24 protein-coding genes are annotated in these 21,467 nt (G+C 68.0%); 23 read left to right on the top strand and 1 reads right to left on the bottom strand.

All coding sequences use genetic code 11. The features are described 5' to 3' along the window. The first annotated feature begins 382 nt into the window (after positions 1-382). From ACQY68_RS01380 to ACQY68_RS01330, 11 genes are all read left to right on the top strand, one after another. A complete protein-coding gene (locus tag ACQY68_RS01380) occupies positions 383-940 on the top strand; it encodes a NifU family protein (protein ID WP_428151228.1) in 558 nt (185 codons plus the stop codon). A 93-nt stretch (positions 941-1,033) separates the two neighbouring features. Next, a complete protein-coding gene (locus ACQY68_RS01375; protein ID WP_428151227.1) occupies positions 1,034-1,627 on the top strand; it encodes a helix-turn-helix domain-containing protein in 594 nt (197 codons plus the stop codon). 66 nt (positions 1,628-1,693) lie between these two features. Continuing rightward, positions 1,694-2,077: a helix-turn-helix domain-containing protein gene (locus tag ACQY68_RS01370; RefSeq protein WP_428151226.1), complete on the top strand. Its 384-nt coding sequence runs from the start codon at positions 1,694-1,696 to the stop codon at positions 2,075-2,077. 13 nt (positions 2,078-2,090) lie between these two features. Beyond that, positions 2,091-2,744 carry a tRNA (adenosine(37)-N6)-threonylcarbamoyltransferase complex dimerization subunit type 1 TsaB gene (gene tsaB, locus ACQY68_RS01365; protein ID WP_428151225.1) on the top strand — a complete coding sequence of 218 codons (654 nt, stop codon included), beginning with the start codon at positions 2,091-2,093 and terminating at the stop codon, positions 2,742-2,744. Further along, positions 2,741-3,172, top strand: coding sequence for a ribosomal protein S18-alanine N-acetyltransferase (gene rimI / locus ACQY68_RS01360; protein WP_428151224.1), 432 nt, complete (start codon positions 2,741-2,743; stop codon positions 3,170-3,172). The genes tsaB and rimI overlap by 4 nt, the downstream gene beginning before the upstream one ends. Before the next feature lie 41 nt (positions 3,173-3,213). Further along, a complete protein-coding gene (locus tag ACQY68_RS01355) occupies positions 3,214-3,681 on the top strand; it encodes a Fur family transcriptional regulator (protein ID WP_428151223.1) in 468 nt (155 codons plus the stop codon). A gap of 47 nt (positions 3,682-3,728) precedes the next feature. Continuing rightward, positions 3,729-5,120, top strand: coding sequence for a tRNA (N6-isopentenyl adenosine(37)-C2)-methylthiotransferase MiaB (gene miaB, locus ACQY68_RS01350; RefSeq protein WP_428151222.1), 1,392 nt, complete (start codon positions 3,729-3,731; stop codon positions 5,118-5,120). After that, complete coding sequence (locus ACQY68_RS01345) at positions 5,110-6,099, top strand: PhoH family protein (protein ID WP_428151221.1); 990 nt, start codon at positions 5,110-5,112, stop codon at positions 6,097-6,099. The genes miaB and ACQY68_RS01345 overlap by 11 nt, the downstream gene beginning before the upstream one ends. Then, positions 6,096-6,554 carry an rRNA maturation RNase YbeY gene (ybeY, locus tag ACQY68_RS01340; protein WP_428151220.1) on the top strand — a complete coding sequence of 153 codons (459 nt, stop codon included), beginning with the start codon at positions 6,096-6,098 and terminating at the stop codon, positions 6,552-6,554. The genes ACQY68_RS01345 and ybeY overlap by 4 nt, the downstream gene beginning before the upstream one ends. Then, a complete protein-coding gene (lnt, locus tag ACQY68_RS01335; RefSeq protein ID WP_428151219.1) occupies positions 6,544-8,142 on the top strand; it encodes an apolipoprotein N-acyltransferase in 1,599 nt (532 codons plus the stop codon). Before ybeY ends, lnt begins: the two co-directional genes overlap by 11 nt. Positions 8,143-8,306: 164 nt before the next feature. Further along, complete coding sequence (locus tag ACQY68_RS01330; RefSeq protein ID WP_428151218.1) at positions 8,307-8,720, top strand: helix-turn-helix domain-containing protein; 414 nt, start codon at positions 8,307-8,309, stop codon at positions 8,718-8,720. 94 nt (positions 8,721-8,814) lie between these two features. Here ACQY68_RS01330 and ACQY68_RS01325 read toward each other — a convergent pair whose 3' ends face one another. Beyond that, positions 8,815-9,303 carry an S-type pyocin family protein gene (locus tag ACQY68_RS01325; RefSeq protein ID WP_428151217.1) on the bottom strand — a complete coding sequence of 163 codons (489 nt, stop codon included), beginning with the start codon at positions 9,301-9,303 and terminating at the stop codon, positions 8,815-8,817. A gap of 123 nt (positions 9,304-9,426) precedes the next feature. Between ACQY68_RS01325 and coaBC the strand changes: the two genes are divergently transcribed. From coaBC to truB, 12 genes are all read left to right on the top strand, one after another. Next, entirely contained in the window at positions 9,427-10,656 is a 1,230-nt protein-coding gene (coaBC, locus tag ACQY68_RS01320) for a bifunctional phosphopantothenoylcysteine decarboxylase/phosphopantothenate--cysteine ligase CoaBC (RefSeq protein WP_428151216.1), read from the top strand. Positions 10,657-10,667: 11 nt separating this feature from the next. Then, positions 10,668-11,117 (top strand): dUTP diphosphatase, encoded by a 450-nt coding sequence (dut, locus tag ACQY68_RS01315; protein WP_428151215.1) that lies wholly within the window; start codon positions 10,668-10,670, stop codon positions 11,115-11,117. Positions 11,118-11,195: 78 nt separating this feature from the next. Next, on the top strand, positions 11,196-11,558 hold the full coding sequence (locus tag ACQY68_RS01310) for a hypothetical protein (protein ID WP_428151214.1): 363 nt from the start codon (positions 11,196-11,198) through the stop codon (positions 11,556-11,558). A 187-nt stretch (positions 11,559-11,745) separates the two neighbouring features. After that, entirely contained in the window at positions 11,746-12,351 is a 606-nt protein-coding gene (rimP, locus tag ACQY68_RS01305; RefSeq protein ID WP_428151213.1) for a ribosome maturation factor RimP, read from the top strand. After that, positions 12,351-14,084, top strand: coding sequence for a transcription termination factor NusA (nusA, locus tag ACQY68_RS01300; protein WP_428151212.1), 1,734 nt, complete (start codon positions 12,351-12,353; stop codon positions 14,082-14,084). The genes rimP and nusA overlap by 1 nt, the downstream gene beginning before the upstream one ends. 15 nt (positions 14,085-14,099) lie before the next feature. Further along, positions 14,100-14,780: an RNA-binding protein gene (locus ACQY68_RS01295; RefSeq protein WP_428151211.1), complete on the top strand. Its 681-nt coding sequence runs from the start codon at positions 14,100-14,102 to the stop codon at positions 14,778-14,780. Positions 14,781-14,900: 120 nt separating this feature from the next. Beyond that, the gene (gene infB / locus ACQY68_RS01290; RefSeq protein WP_428151210.1) at positions 14,901-17,930 is read left to right on the top strand and encodes a translation initiation factor IF-2; all 3,030 of its coding nucleotides are present in this window, start codon (positions 14,901-14,903) and stop codon (positions 17,928-17,930) included. Between the two features lie 132 nt (positions 17,931-18,062). Beyond that, a complete protein-coding gene (locus ACQY68_RS01285) occupies positions 18,063-18,560 on the top strand; it encodes a hypothetical protein (protein ID WP_428151209.1) in 498 nt (165 codons plus the stop codon). Continuing rightward, positions 18,560-19,252 carry a DUF2459 domain-containing protein gene (locus ACQY68_RS01280; protein WP_428151208.1) on the top strand — a complete coding sequence of 231 codons (693 nt, stop codon included), beginning with the start codon at positions 18,560-18,562 and terminating at the stop codon, positions 19,250-19,252. Before ACQY68_RS01285 ends, ACQY68_RS01280 begins: the two co-directional genes overlap by 1 nt. A 4-nt stretch (positions 19,253-19,256) precedes the next feature. Continuing rightward, positions 19,257-19,997 (top strand): hypothetical protein, encoded by a 741-nt coding sequence (locus ACQY68_RS01275; RefSeq protein ID WP_428151207.1) that lies wholly within the window; start codon positions 19,257-19,259, stop codon positions 19,995-19,997. 87 nt (positions 19,998-20,084) lie between these two features. Further along, positions 20,085-20,531, top strand: coding sequence for a 30S ribosome-binding factor RbfA (gene rbfA, locus ACQY68_RS01270; protein WP_428151206.1), 447 nt, complete (start codon positions 20,085-20,087; stop codon positions 20,529-20,531). A 2-nt stretch (positions 20,532-20,533) separates the two neighbouring features. Next, positions 20,534-21,463, top strand: a complete 930-nt coding sequence (gene truB, locus ACQY68_RS01265) for a tRNA pseudouridine(55) synthase TruB (protein ID WP_428151205.1) — start codon at positions 20,534-20,536, stop codon at positions 21,461-21,463. Positions 21,464-21,467 lie beyond the last annotated feature (4 nt).

The raw sequence follows: 21,467 nt of genomic DNA, 5'->3' as shown, positions 1-21,467 counted from the left end.
GTGGCCGGAGCGCAGCGGAGGTCGGATGAGGGGTCACGCTGACGTCGACGGTCAGCCCTGCCAGCCCTCGTCTACCGCGGGCGTGACCCCTTGTGTGTTGGCTTTCGGCTGCCACCTTCTCCTGCAGGAGGCATGGAAATCGGCGCCATACCCATCATCACACGCCCGGATTCCACCTTTGAAAACAACGTCCGAGCCTGAAAGACAGCTTTATCTCAGGTGCCGCCGAAAACCGTGAGACACTGACGGCGATCTTTGACATCGCCAGCCCGCGCCGCTCCCCGATGTAGACTCTGTAGAGTCTATTTTTGGAGTCGCGCGGCCCTCCCCCAAGGCGACCACAGCCCTTGCGAACCGCCCCACCCGAGCGCATTTCCCGCCCATGTTCATCCAGACCGAACCGACCCCGAATCCGAACGCGCTGAAGTTCCTGCCCGGCCGTGACGTGGCGCCGGCCGGTTCGCGCGAGTTCCTGTCGATCGACCAGGCGACGGCCTCGCCCCTGGCCGAGGCCCTGTTCACGCTTGAGGACGTGTCCGGCGTCTTCTTCGGCGCCGACTATGTTTCCGTCACCAAGGCCGAGCACGGCCGCGACTGGTCGGAGATGAAGCCCGAGATCCTGTCGGTCATCATGGACCATTTCGTCTCCGGCGCGCCTCTGCTGCGCGCGGGCGAGGAGGGCGCCGATGACGGCGCCGAGGACACCGAGGTCGTGGCCGAGATCAAGGCCCTGCTCGACAGCCGCATCCGCCCGGCCGTGGCCCAGGACGGCGGCGACATCCTGTTCGACGCCTTCGACGAGGAGACCGGGGTGCTCTCGTTGCGCATGCGCGGCGCCTGCGCCGGCTGCCCGTCCTCGGCCATGACCCTGAAGGCCGGGGTCGAGCAGATGATGAAACACTACGTTCCCGAAGTGACGAGCGTCGAACAGGTCATTTAAGGGCGCTACCGCTCGCCGCGAGGCGGCTCTGCTTGAGCGCCGGGTGAAACCTTTTCGTCTCGCCTGACACCTTCCACTGGGGCACAATCCGGCATGGCCCGTTTCGCATCCGACCCGGACGCCGCCGCCCTCGGCGAGGGACTGGCTAGCCTGCGCCGTCACGCCGGCCTGAGCCAGGCCGAGGCGGGAGCCCGCATTGGCATGACCAGCCAGGGCTGGGGTCTCTACGAAAGCGGCAAACGCCCCGGCCTCTTCCGCCCCGACGTCCAGCGCCGCCTGACCGGGGCTCTGGATGCGACGCCGGAGGATTTGGCGCTGCTTCTGGCGCGAGAAGCCTCGTTGGGCTCCGCGTCCGCGACCGGCGTCGAAAGTCCCCGCCGGGCCTTCGCCCCGCCCGCTGTCCCGCAAGCAGGGCGGATTGAACGGATGCAGTTGTCCAACGACGACCTCGCCCCCTGGGCCGCTTCGGGGGTGGTTCTGGAGTTCGATCCGGGCCGCTGGCCGCGCCGGGATCAGGGCTGTGTCATCGATCTGGCGGACGGCGCGCGGCTCGTCCGTCTGTACCAGCGCGCCGACGGCGACCGCCTGTACGTGAAGGGTGGGCCGGCCGGGCTGGAGGTCGAGACCAGCCTCGATCGGGCTGCCGTCGCCCGCGTCGCGGCCGTTCGCGCGAGGCTGGAAGAATGAAACGAAAAGATTGCATTTCAGGCTGCGACATGAAACGATCCGGATGTCAGAAAAACCGGAGCCCTCATGTCTCGTTCGCCGGACGCCATCGATGCCCTGGTGGGACGCCGCATCGGCGAGCGTCGCTCGGCCATGGGCCTGTCCCAGACCGCGCTGTCGCAGCGGCTCGGCGTCAGTCCCCAGCAGGTGCAGAAATACGAGGCGGGCGCCAACCGGATTTCCGCGTCGCGTCTGAACGACATCGCGACCGCCCTCGGCATCGCGCCGGGCTCCCTGTTCCCGGACCGACCGTCAGCTGCGCCACCCGATATCGACGACCTGGCCAACCTGCGCTTCATGACCGCCACGGCGGAGGGTCGGGCCGTGGCCGCCGCCTTCCCGCTGATCCGGGACCGAGGTCTGCGTCAGGCGCTGGCTCGCATTACCGAGGCCTTGGCGCCCGCGTCCTGATCGGGGCGGCCCGATGAGGGTTCTGGTCATCGACACGGCGCTGGACGCCTGCACGGCCGCGGTGTTCGAGGACGGCCGGGCGCTGGGCGTCCGGTCGGAAGTCATGGCGCGCGGTCATTCCGAACGACTGGGCGGCTTCGTCCGCGACGCGGTCGCCGAGGCCGGCGGCGGGTTCGAGGCGCTGGACCGGATCGGTGTGACCGTCGGTCCGGGGTCCTTCACCGGCCTGCGGGTTGGACTGGCCTTCGCCCAGGGGCTGGGCGCGGCTCTGGGCGTGCCGGTGGTCGGGGTCTCGACGCTCGCGGCCCTGGCCCGCTCCGCCGATGGCGGTCAGGGGGCGACGGCGGCCGTGATCGATGCACGCCGGGGACAGGTCTACCAGCAGTTGTTCGAGGACGGCGCTCCGACGTTCGACCCCGAGGCCCTGTCGATCGAGGACGCCTCGGCGCGTCTGGCCGACCAAACATGGCGCATCACTGGCTCCGGCGCGACCCTCGTCGGAGGCGAGCTGTCCACCCTGACCGCGCCCGATCCTGCGGCGCTCGCAGCGCTGACTGTTGCGCTCGACCCTGCGACCCATCCGCCCCGGCCGCTCTATCTCCGGGCGCCGGATGCGACCCCGCCGACGCGCCTGCCGGGTCAGGCCCGGCCCGTACCCGTCGCATGAGCCCGGCGTCCGATCCTGGCGACCTGGCGCGGGGGCTTGCGGACCTGCATGCCAAGGCCTTCGACACGCCGTGGTCGGCGTCCGCCTTCGCCGACCTGCTGGATCAAGCCGGGGTGGCGCTGGAGGGCGGGAGCGACGGCTTCATCCTGATCCGCACCGTCGCCGACGAAGCGGAAATCCTGACCCTCGCGGTTCGTCCTTCCGCCCGGAAACAGGGTCTGGGCGCGCGTCTGGTCCGCGCCGCGACGGACCGCGCCGCCGCGTCCGGCGCGACCCGGATGTTCCTGGAGGTGGCCGAGGACAACGTCCCCGCCCGGGCTCTGTACGGCGCGCTCGGCTTCGAGGCGGCGGGTCGGCGGCCCCGCTATTATCCGCGTACGGAGGGTCCCGCCGTGGACGCCCTGCTTCTGGTTCGCAACTTGGCGTGACGGCTTCCCAGCGACGGTTCGCCCCTCTATCTTCCCCGCCCATGGACCGGATCGAAAAACTCTGCGCCGAGCGCGGCATGCGCATGACCGAACAGCGCCGGGTGATCGCCCGCGTTCTGGGCAGCGCGGAGGATCACCCCGACGTCGAGGAGCTGTACCGCCGCGCCTCCGCCATCGACCCGCACATCTCGATCGCCACCGTCTATCGCACCGTGCGCCTGTTCGAAGAGGCGGGTGTGGTCGAGAAGCACGACTTTGGTGACGGCCGCAGCCGCTATGAAGAGGCCGGCGACGACCATCACGACCACCTGATCGACACGAAGACCGGCGAGGTCATCGAGTTCTTCGACGCCGAGATCGAACGACTGAAGACCGAGATCGCCGAACGCCTCGGCTTCGAATTGGTCGGTCACAAGCTGGAACTCTACGGCAAGGCCATCGACGGCGCCGAGCCGTCCAAGCGCGAGGGCCTGATCTTCACGCGCAACGCCCACCGGCACGACCACTGAGTCACGACGGCGTGGCGCCTGTGGGCCGGGCAGACTAGAAGGCCCGAATGTCCGATACCCTGATCGCGCCAGAGGTCGTGACGGCCGAGGGGAGCGCGCCTCCCAGGCGGCTGTTCATCAAGACCTACGGCTGCCAGATGAACGTCTACGACAGCGAGCGCATGGCCGATGTCCTGCGTCCGCTGGGATACGCCACGACCGACCAGGTCGAGGCCGCCGACTTCGTCATCCTGAACACCTGCCATATCCGCGAGAAGGCGGCCGAGAAGATCTATTCCGAACTCGGCAAGATGCATCAGCTGCGCGAGCAGAAGATGGCGCGAGGCGAGCGCCGGATGACCATCGCCGTCGCCGGCTGCGTTGCCCAGGCCGAGGGCGAGGAGATCATGCTGCGGGCCCCCGCGGTCGACATCGTCGTCGGACCCCAAGCCTATCACCAGCTGCCGGAGCTCCTGACCCGCACCGCCCGGTCGCGCGGCGAACGAATCGGCGCCGACTTCGCGCCGAACGAAAAGTTCGACGCCATGCCTGTGGCGCGCGGCGTGAAGGGCTTCACCGCCTTCCTGACGGTGCAGGAGGGCTGCGACAAGTTCTGCAGCTTCTGCGTCGTGCCCTATACGCGCGGCGCCGAATGGTCGCGGCCGGTCGTCGACGTCCTGGCCGAGGCGCGTGGTCTGGCGGATCAGGGCGTGCGCGAGGTCACGCTGCTGGGCCAGAACGTCAACGCCTATGACGGCGAGGGCGCCGACGGCACGATCTGGACCTTGGCGAAACTGGCGCGAGCGCTGGCGGAGATCCCGGGCCTGGACCGCATCCGCTATACGACCAGCCACCCCAACGACATGTCCGACGACCTGATCGCGGCGCACGCCGAGGTCGAGGCCCTGATGCCCTATCTGCATCTGCCGGTGCAGGCGGGGTCGGACCGGATCCTGCGGCTGATGAACCGCAAGCACGGGCGTCAGAAATACATCGACCTGATCGGCCGAATCCGCGAGGCGCGGCCCGACCTCGCGCTCGCCGGCGACATGATCGTAGGCTTCCCCGGCGAGACGGATCGCGAGTTCGAGGATACGCTCGATCTGGTGCGTCAGGTGAACTATGCGGCCTGTTTCTCCTTCATGTACTCGCCGCGCCCCGGCACCCCGGCCTCGACCATGCCGGGCCAGATTCCGACGGAGGTGATGAAGGCGCGGCTAAAGGCGCTTCAGGATCTGCTGTTCGAACAGCAGGTCGCCTTCAACGCCGTACAGGTGGGGCGGACTTTGGACGTCCTGTTCGAGAAGAGGGGCCGCCACGCTGGGCAGGCCATAGGTCGATCCCCATATCTGCAGTCCGTGCATGTCGATGGCGCGGATCATCTGCTCAGCCAGATCGTTCCGGTCCGGATTGAGCAGGGCAACCAGAACAGTCTGAAAGGCAGCCTGATTGGCGCGTGAATCCGAATTCCTGGAACTTGATGATACGGCGCTCATGGCCGTCATCGGACCGAACAGTCGCCACGTCGCCCTGATCGAGGACGCCTTCAAGGTGCTGATCGAGGCGCCCGGTGGAGGCGTCTCGATCAACGGCGGATCCCGCGACCGGGCCAACGCCAAACAGGTCATCGAGGGTCTGGCGACGCGCTCGGGCAAGGGCGCCGACGTCAACGAGGCGGACGTGCGCGCCCTGATCGGCTCGGCGCGGACCGGCGTGACCGGCGGCGGTCGCCGCGTCGATCCCATGGCCTTGCCCATCGGCAAGCGCGGCGCCATCGTGCCCAAAACGGACGCGCAGGCGCGCTATCTGGATACCCTCGCGAACCACGAACTGAGCTTCGGCGTCGGACCGGCGGGGACGGGCAAGACCTTCCTGGCCGCGGCCTACGGGGCGTCTTTGCTCAGGCGCGGACAGGTGGACCGGCTGGTTATCACCCGGCCGGCGGTGGAGGCGGGCGAGAAGCTGGGCTTCCTGCCGGGCGACCTGAACGAGAAGGTCGATCCCTACCTGGCCCCGATCTGGGAAGCGCTGAACGACATCCTCGGCGCCGAGGACGTCCAGCGACGACGCGACAAGGGCGAGATCGAGGCCGCGCCCATCGCCTTCATGCGCGGCCGGACCCTGAGCCATGCCTTCGTCATCGTGGACGAGGCCCAGAACACGTCGCGGCTGCAGATGAAAATGGTCCTGACCCGGCTGGGGGAGGGGGCTCGCATGGTGGTCACGGGCGATCCGTCGCAGATCGACCTGTTGAACCCTCGTGACAGCGGCCTTGCGCATGCCCTGCGCATCCTGCGCGACGTGAAGGGGGTCGGGGTGCTGGAGTTCGAGGCCCAGGACGTTGTGCGCCACGCCATGGTCGAGCGGATCGTGCGCGCCTACGACGCTGACGCGTCGGCGGGGCGGCCGGCTCCCGACCTCGAAGACCTGGCGCGATGATCGAGATCGAGGTCGAGGCGGAGGACTGGACCGACGCCATCGACGACGTCGAGGCGGTGGTCGAGCGCGCGGCCGTGGCGAGCCTCGGAACGCAGGCGGGCGCCGTCGTCATCCTGCTGACCGACGACGAGACGGTGCGAGACCTCAACGACCGGTTCCGGGGCAAGAACAGGCCGACCAACGTCCTGTCCTTTCCGGCGGCCGGGATGCCGGGCGTCGATCCGCAGCCGCTGGGCGACATCGTGCTGGCCTACGGCATCTGTGCGGCAGAGGCTCAGGAGCAGTCCAAGACCCTGCGCAATCATCTGATGCATCTGGTTGTGCACGGCGTGCTGCACCTGCTGGGTCGGGACCACGAGGACGACGCCGAGGCCGAGGCGATGGAATGCGAGGAACGCGCCGTGCTTGCCAGCCTGGGCGTATCGGACCCATACACGCTCCCGCATGACGGCTGAGCTTCTCCGGAAATCTAGCGACGCCCTGAACCGGGCCCTGGACGGGCGTCTGGCCCGGATCGGTCTGGCCCTGGTCGCCGGGATCGCTGCGGCCCTGGCCCATCCGCCGTTCGGCATCCTGCCCGGGCTGCTGGGCTATCCCCTGCTGATGTTGCTTGCCGAACGATCGGGATCGACACGAGGCGCCTTCTGGATGGGCTGGCTGGCGGGCTTCGGCTATTTCGGCGTCGGCTGCTGGTGGGTGGCGGAGGCCTTTCTGGTCGATCCGGCCCAGGCCTGGATGGCGCCCTTCGCCGCCAGCCTCTTGCCCGCAGGTATCGGTCTGTTCTGGGGCACGGCGACGGCGCTGTATCGCCGGTTCGCGCCGGACGGGTTGCTGCGCGTCCTGTTCTTCCCCGCCTGCTTCGCCTTGCTGGAATGGCTTCGCGGCCATGTGCTGACCGGCTTCCCATGGAATCCGGCGGGCGCCAGCTGGGGTGCGGGCTCGGCCGGATCGCAGTTCGCCGCGGTTGTCGGTGTCTATGGGCTCGGCTTCGTCACCGTGGCGGCGGTCTGCGCCTTCGCGTCCCTGGCCGGGACAGGGACGCGCAAGGCCCGCGTCGGCGTCGCGTTGACGGGCGTGGTCGTGCTGGCGGCTTTGGTCATCGGTGGAACCGTGCGGTTGAACGGCGCCCAGGTGCGGGACACGGACACCCTGATCCGCATCGTTCAGGCCGACGTGCAGCAGGAATCGAAGTGGTCGCCAGAAACCTATCGCTCCATCGTAGATCGCTATGTGAACCTGACGGCGCGGCCCGGCGCGGCCCAGCCGGACGTGATCGTCTGGCCCGAGGGCGCTCTGCCGGCCAGTTTCAATGACGTCTTCGCACCGGAGTCTCCGGACGGCCCGGCCATAGCCCGGGCGGTGCAGCCGGGGCAGACCCTGCTGATGGGCCTGGCGCGCGGCGAGGCCGGCCCTGACGGAAAAGCGCGATATTACAACAGTCTGTTCGCCATGGCCGACGAGGGTGCGCTGGGGCTCACGGTCACCGCCGTCTACGACAAATACCGGCTGGTCCCCTTCGGCGAGTTCCTGCCGTTGGGCGGTCTGATGGGGGCGATCGGCGTGCGCAGTCTGGTGCATATGCCCGCTGATTTCAGCCCCGGTCCCCGCCCGTCGCCGATCGACCTGCCCAACGCGCCGAGGGTTCAGCCGCTGATCTGCTACGAGAGCCTGTACCCCGGATTCACGCCGGGCGCGGGCGGGCGGCCGGAGTGGATCGTCAATGTCTCCAACGATGCCTGGTTCGGCGCGACCTCCGGACCGGTTCAGCATCTGAATCTGGCCAGCTATCGCGCGATCGAGACCGGCCTGCCCGTCGTGAGGGCGACGCCGACGGGAATCTCGGCCATGATCGATCCCTGGGGCCGGGTCATCGACGGCCGGCGCCTGGATCCTGGCGAAAGCGGAGTCATCGACGCCCTGCTGCCGCAACCGGTCGGAATCACCCCCTATGGTCGGGTCGGCGACCTGTTCTTCTGGCTGATGGTGCTGGCCGGACTGGCTCCTGCGGCGGCGGCCTCGTTCGTGAAAACTCGACGGCCCTGAACTCGACCCGCAACGGATCAGCCAGGACTCGCCGTCAAATCGTCAAAGTGCTGAAGCCAAAGCAAATCCGGTGGCGTAATTTCCATTTCCTAGAATTCAGATGACAGCGTTGCCGGACGAGCGCATGAGGTCGCCGGTTTCAAATCCAGGACTAAATACGAGAGATGGTAAGAGGCGTCGGCGAGGATGGTCCACACCCGGTGGACCGCCATGTGGGCAGACGGGTGTGCGAGAAGCGCATCAGCCTAGGCTATAATCAAAGCGACCTGGGTCGGGCGCTGGGGCTAACCTTCCAGCAAATCCAGAAATACGAGAAAGGCGCCAATCGCATCTCGGCGTCCAAGCTCTGGGATATCGCCCGCTTCTTCAAGGTGGATGTCGGATACTTCTTCCAGGGGTTGAATGTTCAACCTGGGGTAGCCGATAGTGACGCCGGCGTGGCCGCTTTCGATCACGACTTCCCCTCGACCCGCTACTCGATCGAGATTTCGCGACTGGCTCCGCAATTGTCCGGTCGCCAGCAGAAACTGGCCCTCGACATGATCCGCGAGATGACCGGCAAGCCGGAAGAAGTCTGAGGGCTGCTTCCGTTTCCTTGTCGGGCGCTACCGCTCGACACGCGGCGGGCTCGCTGCTTGAACGCAAGAGCCGCCGCCTTTGGCGCTTCCGCCCTCAGTTCTGGGATCGCCTCTGGCCGAACGTCGGGGCGGCGGCCTTCTGTTCGGCCCAGTAGGTCGGGCCGTCGTCGGGCTTGAACATGGTCCGCGCCGTGCCGTCGCGAGCCACGACAGCGAAGGTGTTGGTCGAGGCCTGATAGAGCAGGGTGTCGCCGTTCGGCCGCGTCGCCGTCTCTGTTCCGGAAGGCGGCCGCGAGGTGAAGGCGGTGATCTTGTCGAGGAAGTCCTCGGCCGAACGCGCGTCGAAATCGGAGCCGTTTGTCTCGTAGAGACGCTTGATCTTCTCATCGACCGTCTCGCGCCGGTTGGCGGTGAGGACTGTCTTTTCGGCCGGAGCCTCAGTGGCCGGCGTTGTGGCGGCCGCCGCAGAGGTCACGCCGACGGCGCCGGCTTCGGCTGTTCGATCCCGCGTCTCGACCGCCGAATCCCCGTTTCCGCACGCCGTCACAGTCAAGATCGTCGCGACGGCGACGCCTATGGTCATCCAAGCCCTCATATCACCCTCCAGATGAAACCCGCTGAACAGACTTAGCCACAGGTTGTTTGTTCCTGCAATGTTCTTTTTCGCTGCCTCGACGTCGGGTCCGGCGGCGGCTAGACGGGCCTCATGTCCAGCGCGGCCCTGACCAACCGGAAGATCCTGCTGATCGTCTGCGGCGGCATCGCCGCCTACAAGGCGCTGGAACTGGTGCGTCTGCTGAAAAAGGCGGGCTGCCAGGTACAGGCGATACTGACGCAGAGCGGGGCGGAGTTCGTGACGCCGCTGTCGCTGGCTGCCTTGACCGGCAATCCGGTGCGGACGGGGCTGTTCCATCCGGACGAAGAGACCACGATGGGGCATATCGAGCTGTCGCGCTGGGCCGATCTGATCGTCGTGGCGCCGGCGACCGCGGGCCTGATCGCCAAGGCTGCGAACGGGATGGCGGAGGATCTGGCCTCCACGACCCTTCTGGCGACCGACAAGAAGACCCTGCTGGCCCCGGCGATGAATGTGCGCATGTGGCTGCATCCGGCGGTGCAGGCCAATGTCGCGCGGCTCAAGGGGTTCGACGGCTTCCACGGCATGGCGGTGGTTGGCCCCGACGACGGCGAAATGGCCTGTGGCGAGTTCGGCCCCGGCCGGATGGCGGAACCGGCGGCGATTCTGGCGGCGATCGAGGACCTGCTGGCCGGCCCGGACGGCCGGGCTCTGGCGGGGCGGAAGGCGGTCGTGACGGCGGGCCCGACCTTCGAACCTATCGACCCGGTGCGGGGTCTGACAAACCGGTCCAGCGGCAAGCAGGGCTATGCGATCGCGGCGGCCCTGGCGGCGCGCGGGGCCGAGGTGACGTTGATCTCCGGTCCGACCGGTCTGGCTGTGCCGGTGGGCGTGACCCGGATCGACGTCGAAACGGCGCTGGAGATGAAGGCGGCAACGGAAGGCTCGCTTCCGGCCGATATCGCGGTCCTGTCCGCCGCCGTCGCCGACTGGCGCGTGGATACGGTCGCGGGCGGAAAGATCAAAAAGGCGCCAGGCGGGCCGCCGATGCTGAGCCTGATCGAAAACCCCGACATCCTGGCCGGCATCGCCAAGCCGGGTCCGATGCGGCCGAAGCTGGTCATCGGTTTTGCCGCCGAGACGACCGATCTGGAGGCAAACGCCCGCTCGAAACTGTCGCGGAAGGGTTGCGACTGGATCGTCGGCAACGACGTCTCGGCCGATGTCTTCGGCGCGGACGGCAACACCGTGCTGCTGGTGACGAAAGACGGCGCCGACGCCTGGCCGCGCCTGTCCAAGACCGAGGTGGCGGCGCGCCTCGCCGACCGCATCGCCGACCATTTCTCCCCGAAAGCCTGAGAGCCCTTCCCTTGAGCACCCTTCGCATCCTGCGCCTGCCCCATGCCGAGGGTCTGGCCCTGCCCGCCTACGAGACCGCAGGTTCAGCGGGCATGGACCTGCGCGCCGCTGTCCCGGAGAATTCGCCGATGACGCTGGAGCCCGGCGCGCGGGCCTTGGTGCCGACGGGGCTGAAGATCGCGCTGGAGCAGGGCTGGGAGGCGCAGATCCGTCCGCGCTCGGGTCTGGCCCTGAAGCATGGGATCAGCGCGCCGAATACGCCGGGGACGATCGACAGCGACTATCGCGGCGAGGTCGGGGTCATCCTGATCAACCTGGGTCAGGAGCCGTTCGTCATCCGGCGCGGCGAGCGGATCGCCCAGATGGTCATCGCCGCGGTGGCTCAGGCGACGGTGCTCGAGGTCGAGACGCTGGATGAAACCGCGCGCGGCGCCGGCGGCTTCGGCTCCACGGGCCGATAGACTCGCATCCATTCCCGCAGACCGGCGTTAACCCTGCCGACGGCCAAGCTGGGCCGTAGCAAGCCGGAGCGTTGCGTGATGGAAGAGTTCTTCGCCCAGCTGGGCAATTTGCTGCAAGGGCTGTTCGCCCTGACCCAGAGCGGGTTCGACACCGTCAATCAGGTCGTGGGGCTGGTCATCGCCCTGATCGCCGCCTTCATGATGCCCGCCTGGCGCAGCCTGTTCAGCACGGCCCTGGGCGCGACCTTGGTCTACATTCTCGTCGGGCTGTTGAGGCCGATGATGGATGGCGGCGCCTTCGCCCTGCCGGACCTGATGAGCATGGCGTTCTGGATGACCGTCCTGGCCCTGTTCCTGGCCTTCTCGGTGATCATCGCCGTCTTCTTCTTCCTCAAGACCCTGGTGGGTGGCGGTCATCGTCATCGGGCCCACGCCCACTAGGCGCGAAAGGGCGGGCGTTCGCGTCCGCCCTTTTACTTTGCGCGATTGGGGTCTATATGGCCTCCCACATCGTTAGACCGGCGTCCAACGGCGTCGTTCAAAGCGGCGGCCGTGGAGGCCGACCGCTTTTCTTTTTGCCCGCCGTCGACCCTTGGGGCGCCGGCCACTTCAAAAGACCCCAGACCCCTTGCGCGCCAAGACCGTCGAAGACCGCCAGATCCTGGAACTGATCGATCCCGTCGCGGAATCGATCGGTCTGGACATCGTGCGCGTGCGTCTGATGGGCGGGACCCTGCGTCGTCGCCTTCAGGTCATGGCCGAGCGTCCGTCGGACAACGACATCGACGTGGGCGAATGTGCGCGTCTGAGCCGCGCCATGTCCGAGGTTCTGGACGTGGCAGACCCGATCGCCGGCGAGTATCTGCTGGAGGTGTCGTCGCCCGGCATCGACCGACCCCTGACCCGTCTGAAGGACTTCGACCTGTTCGAGGGTCTGGAAGCGCGTCTGGAAACCGATCGGATGATCGAGGGACGCAAACGCTTCAAGGGCATCGTGGCCGGAACCGACGGTGACAACATCGCGATCGACCTGGACGGCGAGGACGAGACGGCCCTGATCCCCTTCGACTGGCTGGTGGACGCCAAGCTGGTGATGAACGACGCCCTTCTGAAGCGCGGAGCCGCGATCCGCGCCGCGCGGGGCGAACCCGAAGACGACGGCCTGCCGGAAGGCGCGCCTGAAGACCAAGACAACGCAAAGACCCCAAAGACTACATCTGAGGACGACGCCTGATGGCCGTGACCGGTATTTCCGCCAATCGCCTGGAACTTCTGCAGATCGCCAATGCGGTCGCCCAGGAAAAGAACATCGACCGCGAGATCGTGATCGAGGCCCTGGAAGAAGCCATCCAGAAGGGCGCCAAGTCGCGCTACGGCGCCCATCACGACATCCGCGCCAGGATCGACCCGAAGACGGGTGAACTGGCCCTGACCCGTCACGTCACCATCGTCGAGGACGACTGGATGCCGGAAGACGAGCTGGAGGAGTTCAACGACTCGGCCATGGTCCGCCTGACCGACGCGTCGAAGCGTGACGCCGAGGCCGTGGTCGGCAAGGAATATGTCGAGGACCTGCCGCCGTTCGAATTCGGTCGCGTCCAGACCCAGATGGCTCGCCAGGTCATCACGGGCAAGGTCCGCGAGGCCGAGCGCGCCAACCAGTACGAAGAGTTCAAGGATCGTGTCGGCGAGATCGTCAACGGCACCGTCAAGCGCGTCGAATACGGCAACACCATCGTCGATCTCGGCCGGGGCGAAGGCATCATGCGCCGCGACCAGTCGATCCCGCGCGAGGTGTTCAACATCGGCGACCGGATCCGCACCTACATCTACGACGTCCGTCCCGAGGCCAAGGGCCCGCAGATCATGCTCAGCCGCGCCCATCCGGGCTTCATGGCCAAGCTGTTCGCCCAGGAAGTGCCGGAGGTCTACGACGGTGTGATCGAGATCCGCGCCGCCGCCCGCGACGCCGGCTCCCGCGCCAAGATGGCCGTGCTGTCGAACGACAGCTCCATCGACCCCGTCGGCGCCTGCGTCGGCATGCGCGGCTCGCGCGTCCAGGCAGTCGTCGCCGAACTGCAGGGCGAGAAGATCGACATCATCCAGTGGAATCCGGATGAGCCGACCTTCATCGTGAATGCGCTCGCGCCCGCCGAAGTCTCCAAGGTCGTCCTCGACGAAGAAGCCGACCGCGTCGAGGTCGTGGTGCCTGACGAACAGCTGTCGCTGGCCATCGGCCGTCGCGGCCAGAACGTGCGTCTGGCCTCCCAGCTGACCGGCTGGCAGATCGACATCATCACCGAGAGCCAGGACTCCGAGCGTCGCCAGCGCGAATTCACCGAGCGCACCCAGCTGTTCCAGGAAGCCCTGGACGTCGATGAGGTCATCGCCCAGTTGCTGGTCACCGAAGGCTTCGCCACGGTCGAGGATCTGGCCTTCGTGGAATCCTATGAAGTCGCCGAGATCGAAGGCTTCGACGAGGACACCGCCGAGGAACTGCAGGCCCGCGCCCGCGACTATCTCGAGAAGCAGTCCGCCATTCTGGACGCCAAACGGGTCGAGCTGGGCGTGCTGGACGAGGTCATGGCCGTTCCGGGCGTGACCCTGCCCATCGCCGTCGCCCTGGGCGAAGGCGGGGTCAAGACGGTCGAGGACCTGGCCGATCTGGCCACCGACGAAATCCGCGGCGGCTATGAGATGAAGAACGGCGAGCGGACCAAGGTCGCGGGGGTGCTGGAAAGCTTCAACCTGGCCCAGGAAGACGCCGAATTGCTGATCCTGCAGGCGCGCGTCGCCGCCGGCTGGATCGACGCTTCGGAACTGCCGCAGCCCGAGCCCGAGCCGGAATACGAGGAAGAGTTCGCCGAGGGCGAATACGACCCCGAAGCCGTGTTCGACGCTGCGCCTGAAGTCGCTGCCGATGACGCCGGGGTCGAAGACGACCTCGAGCCGACCCCAGACGCGTGATGAGGTGCGCCGTTCATGAGCCTTCGCGACGCGACGATCGATAGAGAGCGCCGGGACCTGGTGACCCACCAGGCCATGGATGAATCTCGACTGATCCGGTTCGTCGCCGGCCCGGACGGCGCCGTCGCTCCCGACCTGGGGCGGAAACTTCCCGGCCGCGGCATGTGGGTGGAGGCGTCGCGCGCCTCCGTCGACGCCGCCGTGAAGAAGAACCTGTTCTCCCGCTCGGCCAAGGCCCCGCTGAAGCCGACGGCCGACCTGGCCGACACGGTCGAAACCCTGCTGATCCGGCGTTGTCTGGACCAGCTGGGTCTTGCCCGGCGCGAAGGCGTGCTTATCTCCGGCTTCGAGAAATCCGCGGCGGCGATCCGCTCGGGCAAAGCCGCCTGGCTGATCGAAGCCGCTGACGGATCGTCCGATGGACGAGGAAAGCTCGCCGCTTTGGCCCGTCATCAGACGACCAAGGTCTGCGGCGCCTTCAGCGCGGATGATTTGAGTTTGGCCCTCGGGCTGGAAAATGCGATACACGGTGTCCTGCTGCGTGGCGGCAGAGCCGATCGCTGGACCATCGAGGTCGAACGACTGGCGGGATTTCGATCGCTTCGGCCTGCGGCCTGGGACCTGGATCATCCGGGCTCCACACGCGGGGACGGGTCGGACGAGGACCCGAAGGACGAGCCTGAACGGGCGGATTGACGGGCGGGGTCAGGCCTCTTTCGAGGGGCGGACGCCGCACGACTTTTTGCGTTTTCAGGCGACGAGACGATTTTTGACTAAGACGCGGCGGACTTCTCCGCCCACGAGTAAAGCGACCGGATGAGCGACGAGAACGACAAGACCAACGACGGCCAAGCTCCGCAGGCCCCCACCGGAACCCCGTCGACGACGGGACCGCGGGCGCCGCTGAGCCTGAAGCCGCGCGCCGTGGGATCGGTTTCGACCGGCACCGTGCGCCAGAGCTTCAGCCACGGCCGCACCAAGACGGTGGTGGTCGAGACCAAACGCCGTCCTGGCGCTCCGGTCGGCGGACATCAGCGTCCGACGGGCTTCGACGTCGCGCGACCGCGTTCCGACGCGCCGGCTTCGCAGGCGCCCGCGTCGCGTCCGCAGATGCAGCAGCCCGCCGGCGGCCGCCTGTCCAACGAGGAACAGGAAGCCCGTCGTCGCGCCATCGAGACAGCAACCCAGGCCCAGGCCGAACGCGCCGCCGCCCAGGCCGCCGAACAGGCGCGCCGCGACGCCGCCGCTCGCGACCAGGCCGCTGCCGCCGCCCAGGCCGCCAGCGCGGCCCAGGCCGAGGCCGCCGCCGCCCGCGCCGCCGCCGAAGCCGCTCGCGCAGAGGCCGCCAAGCTGACGGCCGCCGCGCCCGCCCCGACCGGCAAGCCCGCCGCCCGGTCGCCCCTGGCTCCCAAGCCGGTCGCTCCGACGCCCGCGCCTGCACCCGAGTCCGTCGCTCCGGTCGCCGCTGCGCCGGAACCGACCCCGGCGCCTGCCGCTCCCGCTCGCCCGGCCCCGCCGGCGCGCCCGGTGGTGAACTTTGGCCAGCGGGTGCCCAAGGCCCCGAACCCGGCGCGTGCGCCCATCGATCGTCCCGCGTTCGGTGCCCGTTCGGCGCGCGAAGAAGCCATGGGCGGCGGTGAGAAGTCCTATTCCGACCGTCCGGCCAACGCCCGTCCGACCGGCGCGCCCGCGCGCCCGGCCGAGCCCGTCCGCTATTCGGCTCTGAACCCGCGCCCGGCTCCCGGAGCAGCCCGCCCCGGCGGCGCCCGCACCGGTCCTGGCGGTCGCCCGACCCCGAACGCCCCCCCGGCCGAGGCCAATGTTCTCCGCCCGGCCCGCGCGCCCGGCGGCGGCTTCGCCAAGCCTCTGAAGCCCGAGGACGATCGCGACAAGCGTTTCTCCGACGCGGGCAAGGCCGTCTCCCGCACGCGCGGCGAGCCGAAGCGCCGCGAAGGCCGTCTGACCATCCAGTCCGTGGCCGGCGACGGCGACACGGCAGAGCGGATGCGCTCGCTGGCCTCGGTCCGCCGCGCCCGCGAACGCGAGAAAGAGAAGCGCAAGGGCGGCTCGACCGACGCGCCGAACCGTCCGCGCGAAGTGGTCATCCCCGACGTCATCACCGTGCAGGAGCTGTCCAACCGGATGGCCGTGCGCGGCGTCGACATCATCAAGTTCCTGATGAAGCAGGGCCTGATGATGAAGATCAACGACGTCATCGACACCGACACCGCAGAGCTGGTGGCCGACGAGTTCGGCATGACCGTGCGCCGCGTGTCGGAATCCGACGTCGAGGCCGGCTTCCTGTCCGATGCGATCGACGACGAGGCGGTGACGCCCCGCGCCCCGGTCGTGGCCATCATGGGCCACGTCGACCACGGCAAGACCTCGCTGCTCGACGCCCTGCGCACCACCGACGTGGCGGCGGGCGAGGCCGGTGGCATCACCCAGCACATCGGCGCCTATCAGGTGAAGACGCCGTCGGGCGAGGCCGTGACCTTCCTCGACACCCCGGGCCACGCGGCGTTCAGCGCCATGCGGACCCGCGGCGCCAACGTCACCGACATCGTCATCCTGGTGGTGGCGGCCGACGACGGCGTCATGCCGCAGACGATCGAAAGCATCCAGCACGCCAAGGCTGCGGGCGCCCCGATCATCGTGGCCGTCAACAAGGTCGACAAGCCGGACGCCGATCCTCAGAAGGTCATCAATGAGCTTCTGCAGTACGAAATCATCGGCGAGGCCCTGGGCGGCGACACCCAGATCGTCGAGGTTTCCGCCAAGGCCAAGACCAACCTGGACGGCCTGATCGAGGCCATCCTGCTGCAGGCCGAGGTCATGGACCTCAAGGCCGACCCGGAACGCTCGCCCGAAGGCGTGGTCATCGAGGCGAAGCTGGACAAGGGCCGCGGCCCGGTCGCCACCGTTCTGGTCAAGCGCGGCACCCTGCGGCGCGGCGACATCGTCGTGGCCGGCTCGGCCTGGGGCAAGGTCCGCGCCCTGCTCAACGAGCGTGGCGAACAGGTCAGCGAGGCCGGTCCTTCGGTTCCGGTCGAGATCCTGGGTCTGGACGAGGCGCCGTCGCCCGGCGAACCGCTCGCCGTGGTGGACTCCGAGGCCCGCGCCCGCGAGCTGACCGAGTACCGCGCCCGCGTGAAGCGCGAGAAGGCCACCGGCGGCATCAACCAGGTCAGCCTGGTCGACATGATGTCCAAGCTGGGATCCAAGAAGATCTCGGAACTGCCGGTCATCATCAAGTCCGACGTCCAGGGCTCGGGCGAGGCCATCCAGGGCTCGCTGGAGAAGATGGGCAACGACGAAGTCCGCGCCCGCGTCGTCTATTCAGGCGCCGGCGGCATCACGGAATCGGACGTCCAGCTGGCCAAGTCGGCCGGGGCTCCGATCCTGGGCTTCAACGTCCGCGCCTCGAAACAGGCCAAGGACCTCGCCGACCGCGAGGGCGTGGAGATCCGTTACTACGCCATCATCTACGACCTGCTGGACGACATGAAGGGCGTGCTGTCGGGCATGCTGGCGCCGCTGCAACGGGAAACCTTCCTGGGCAACGCGGCGGTGCTGCAGGTCTTCGACATCTCCAAGACCGGCAAGATCGCTGGTTGCCGGGTGTCCGAGGGCGTGGTCCGCAAGGGCGCCAAGGTCCGGATCATCCGCGACGACATCGTCGTCCTGGAACTGGGCACGCTGGCGACCCTCAAGCGCTTCAAGGACGAGGTCAACGAGGTGCCGTCGGGCCAGGAGTGCGGCATGCATTTCCAGGGCTTCCAGGACATCAAGGTCGGCGACTATATCGAGTGCTTCACCGTCGAAGAGGTCAAGCGCACGCTCTAGGTGCGCTACTCTCGCCGTGCGGCGTCTCGCCGCCTGAGCGCGAAGACATGGGAGGGGCGGTCGCAAGGCCGCCCCTTTTCGTTTGGACACGACGCCTCCCTTCCGCCTCAAGTCGCGCTATGAAGTGTCGTCATGCTTCACCGTATTTCCGCTGTCCTGATCCTGCTCGCCCTGGCCACGCCAGCGGCCGCCGATACCCGTTATCTCGCCTTCGACCCGTCCGACCGGGTCACGACCGCCCTGACGCGGGGCGTGACGCTGGAGGTCGAGCGCGGCTGGTTCGGCGCGGTCAGCGTCCGGCGCATCATCTCGACCACGGCCCGGGGTTCGGCGACCATCTCGCGGGGCGGCCCGGACGAGGCGCGACGCGCCCTGCCCGAGGGCTCCGGCGAAAGCGTCGTCTATTCCATCGCCCAGGAAGGTGACGGCCGGGGTCTGGCGCGCGCCCTGTGCCCCGGCGCCGAAGCCACCTTCCTGGTGGTCGGCCGGGTCCGGGCCGGGCGGCCGATGGTCATGCACGGTGCAGGGCGCTGGCCGGACGGGACCTTCCGCCATTGCGTGACCCTGTCCTACAATTATCGCGGCGAATGGAGCCTGCCGCCCCGCGCCCCGGTCGCCGAGAGCGACTGATGCGGATCGTGGGGGCGATACTGCTGGCGGGTCTGCTGGGACTGGTCGCCGCCCTCTGGACCTGGACACGTCCAGGCGAAGCGGTGTCGGCTTTCCCGCCCGAGGCGGGCATCACCGTCCACGTTCTCAACAATGGATTCCATACCGACCTCGCCGTGCCGCGTGCGGCGCTGGAGGCCGGCGGTGGTCCGCTGGCCGAGGCGTCACGGTCGGTCGGTGCAGGGGACTGGATCCTGATCGGCTGGGGCGATGCGAAATTTTTTGTCGACACCTCGCCGATGGAAGACCGGATTCCCGACGGCCTGCGCGCCTTCTTCCGGCCGGGCAATGCCTCGGTCGTGATGCTCGACCCGGAGCAGGGCGATCCCGCGCAGCGGTTCGCGCCCGGGAGCCGTCGCACCCTCGTCCTTTCGCCCGAGGCCTTCGCCAGTCTTCGCGGCCGAGTGCAGGACTCTCTCTCGCTGGTAGAGGGCCGGCCTCGCCTGTCCACGGCGCGGGACGGCGGCGGAGCCCATTTCTTCGCCAGTCGGGAGCATTTCTGGATTGGCTATCTGTGCAACAGCTGGACGGCCCGGGTGTTGAATGCGGCGGGCCTGCCCGTCCGTCCGCTGCGTTCGGTGACCGCCGCAGAGGTGATCGCCGCAGTAGATCGTTCTAGGCGCGCCCACGCATCGACAGCCGGAGCCCGATAAGCCGATGATCCGCACCCGCCTGACCCTCTGCACTCTCGCCCTTGTGGCCGCCTGCCAGCAACCCGCCGAACAGCCCGAGGCGCATGTTGCGCCGCGGGCCGAGACCGGGACGGCGGCGGCGACCCCCGCTCACTCCGAAGCCGACGCCTTCCAGGTCGCCTGGGGCTCGGCCGCGCCGGTGACCTATCGTGCGCCGGACGCCGCGACCGACGACGAGGCCATGACCTATTCGAAGGGAACGCTCGTACCGCTCGGCGGCGACCGGTTCGCCCTCGTGTCGGAAGGGCAGGGCGGAGAGGGCCATGTCTCGGCCGGCGCCTTGGCGATTCACTATCTGACCCGAACCCCGGCGGGCTTCACTCGCACCGGCGCCTGGCCGAACATTGTCGACGGCGGCACCTTCGGCGCGCCGCCGGAATGGACTATCCGCACCGACCTGACCCCCGCCCCCGCCCTCGTCACCAAAGCTGGCGGGACCTGGCAGGGCTACTCCTGTTCCTGGTCGAACGTCGTCGAACTGACGCCCGAACGACCGATCCTGCGCACCGACGCCATTCCGGTCGCCTATGACGACGGAGGCGCAAAAGAGGACGGCGCGGAGGAGATGGAGGGCGAACTGACCCCGGACATGAAGGGCCGCAGCTTCAGCGTCCGCTATACCGGCGACCGTACCGAAACAGTCCGCTACGCCCTCCAGGGCCAGCGCTATGAGGCCATGACGTCGCCCGATCTGCTGACCTGCTGAATTGGACACCGGCGGCGGACCGGACTAGACCCCGCGCCTTCGCTTTTCTGGCCGGGTCCGATCCCCGGCGGCGAACAGGATGACGCCATGAGCAACCGAAAATCCAAATCCACCGCCGGACTGGTCAGTCAGCGCCAGCTGCGTGCCTCCGAGATGATCCGCCACGCCCTGGTCGAGGTCATGCGCGAGAACGAGATCCGCGATCCCGCCCTGACCGGCGTGTCGGTGACGGTGACCGAAGTCCGCCTGTCCCCGGACCTGAAGCACGCCACCTGTTTCGTCGAGCCGCTGGGCGCCGGGATCGAGACCTCGGACACGGCCGGCCACATCGACGAGATCATCAAGGCGCTCAACGCCCACGCCAAATTCCTGCGTGGCGCCCTCGGCCGCCATATCGACATGCGGTTCACCCCGGATCTGCGCTTCCGCCACGACGAAAGCTTCGAGGCCGCCGAACGCCTGAACCGGCTGCTGGATGACCCGCGTGTTCGTGCCGACTCCTTCGTACCGCCCGTCGAAGACGACGAGGACTAGGCGTGGGCCGTCGCAAGAAGGGCCTGATCGTCAACGGCTGGGTGTGTCTGGACAAGCCGTTCGAGCTGGGCTCGACCGACGCCGTGTCGAAGGTTCGCCGACTGTTCGACGCCCAGAAGGCCGGGCATGCCGGGACGCTGGATCCGCTGGCCTCGGGCATCCTGCCGATCGCGCTGGGCGAGGCGACCAAGACCGTGCCCTTCATGATGGAGGCGGAGAAGGTCTATCGCTTCACCATCAACTGGGGCGTTTCGACCGACAGCGTGGACCGCGAGGGCGAGATCATCGCCCGGTCCGACGTGCGGCCCCCGGTCGAGGCCGTGCGCGCGACCCTGCCGGCCTTCGTCGGCGAGATCGACCAGACCCCGCCCCGGTTCAGCGCCATCAAGGTCGATGGCCAGCGGGCCTATGACCTGGCCCGCGAAGGCGCGGATTTCGAACTGGAGAGCCGCCGGGTCACCATCCATTCGGCCGAAGTCACCGACGCGCCCGACGCCGACCATGTCGAACTGACCATCCGCACCGGCAAGGGCGTCTATGTGCGCTCGCTGGCGCGCGATCTGGCGGTCATGCTGGGCGCCGAGGGGCATGTCTCGGCCCTGCGACGCGAGCGGGTGGGGCCGTTTTCCGTCGAGAACGCCGTCACACTGGATTTCCTGACCGATCTCGTGCATAGGGACGCCGCCTTGGAAGGCCTGCTGCCCGTTTCGACCGCCCTGGACGACATCCCGGAGCTGGCCGTCACGGAACAGGACGCCTTCTCGCTTCGTCAGGGACGACCGATCGTTCTGCTCCCCCGACAGGTCGAGACGCTCAGGAGCCGCCTTCGGGACGGCTCCAGAACCGTTTCAGCCTTTCAGGGTCAGACCCTCGTCGCTCTCGGTCAGATGCGGGCCGGCCGGCTAGAACCCGACCGCGTATTCAATCTCTAATTCT

This window comes from Brevundimonas sp., from assembly GCF_965278935.1.
Classification (GTDB): domain Bacteria; phylum Pseudomonadota; class Alphaproteobacteria; order Caulobacterales; family Caulobacteraceae; genus Brevundimonas.
Note: the sequence above shows the minus strand (reverse complement) of the source record. Positions and strands in the feature narration are given on the sequence as shown.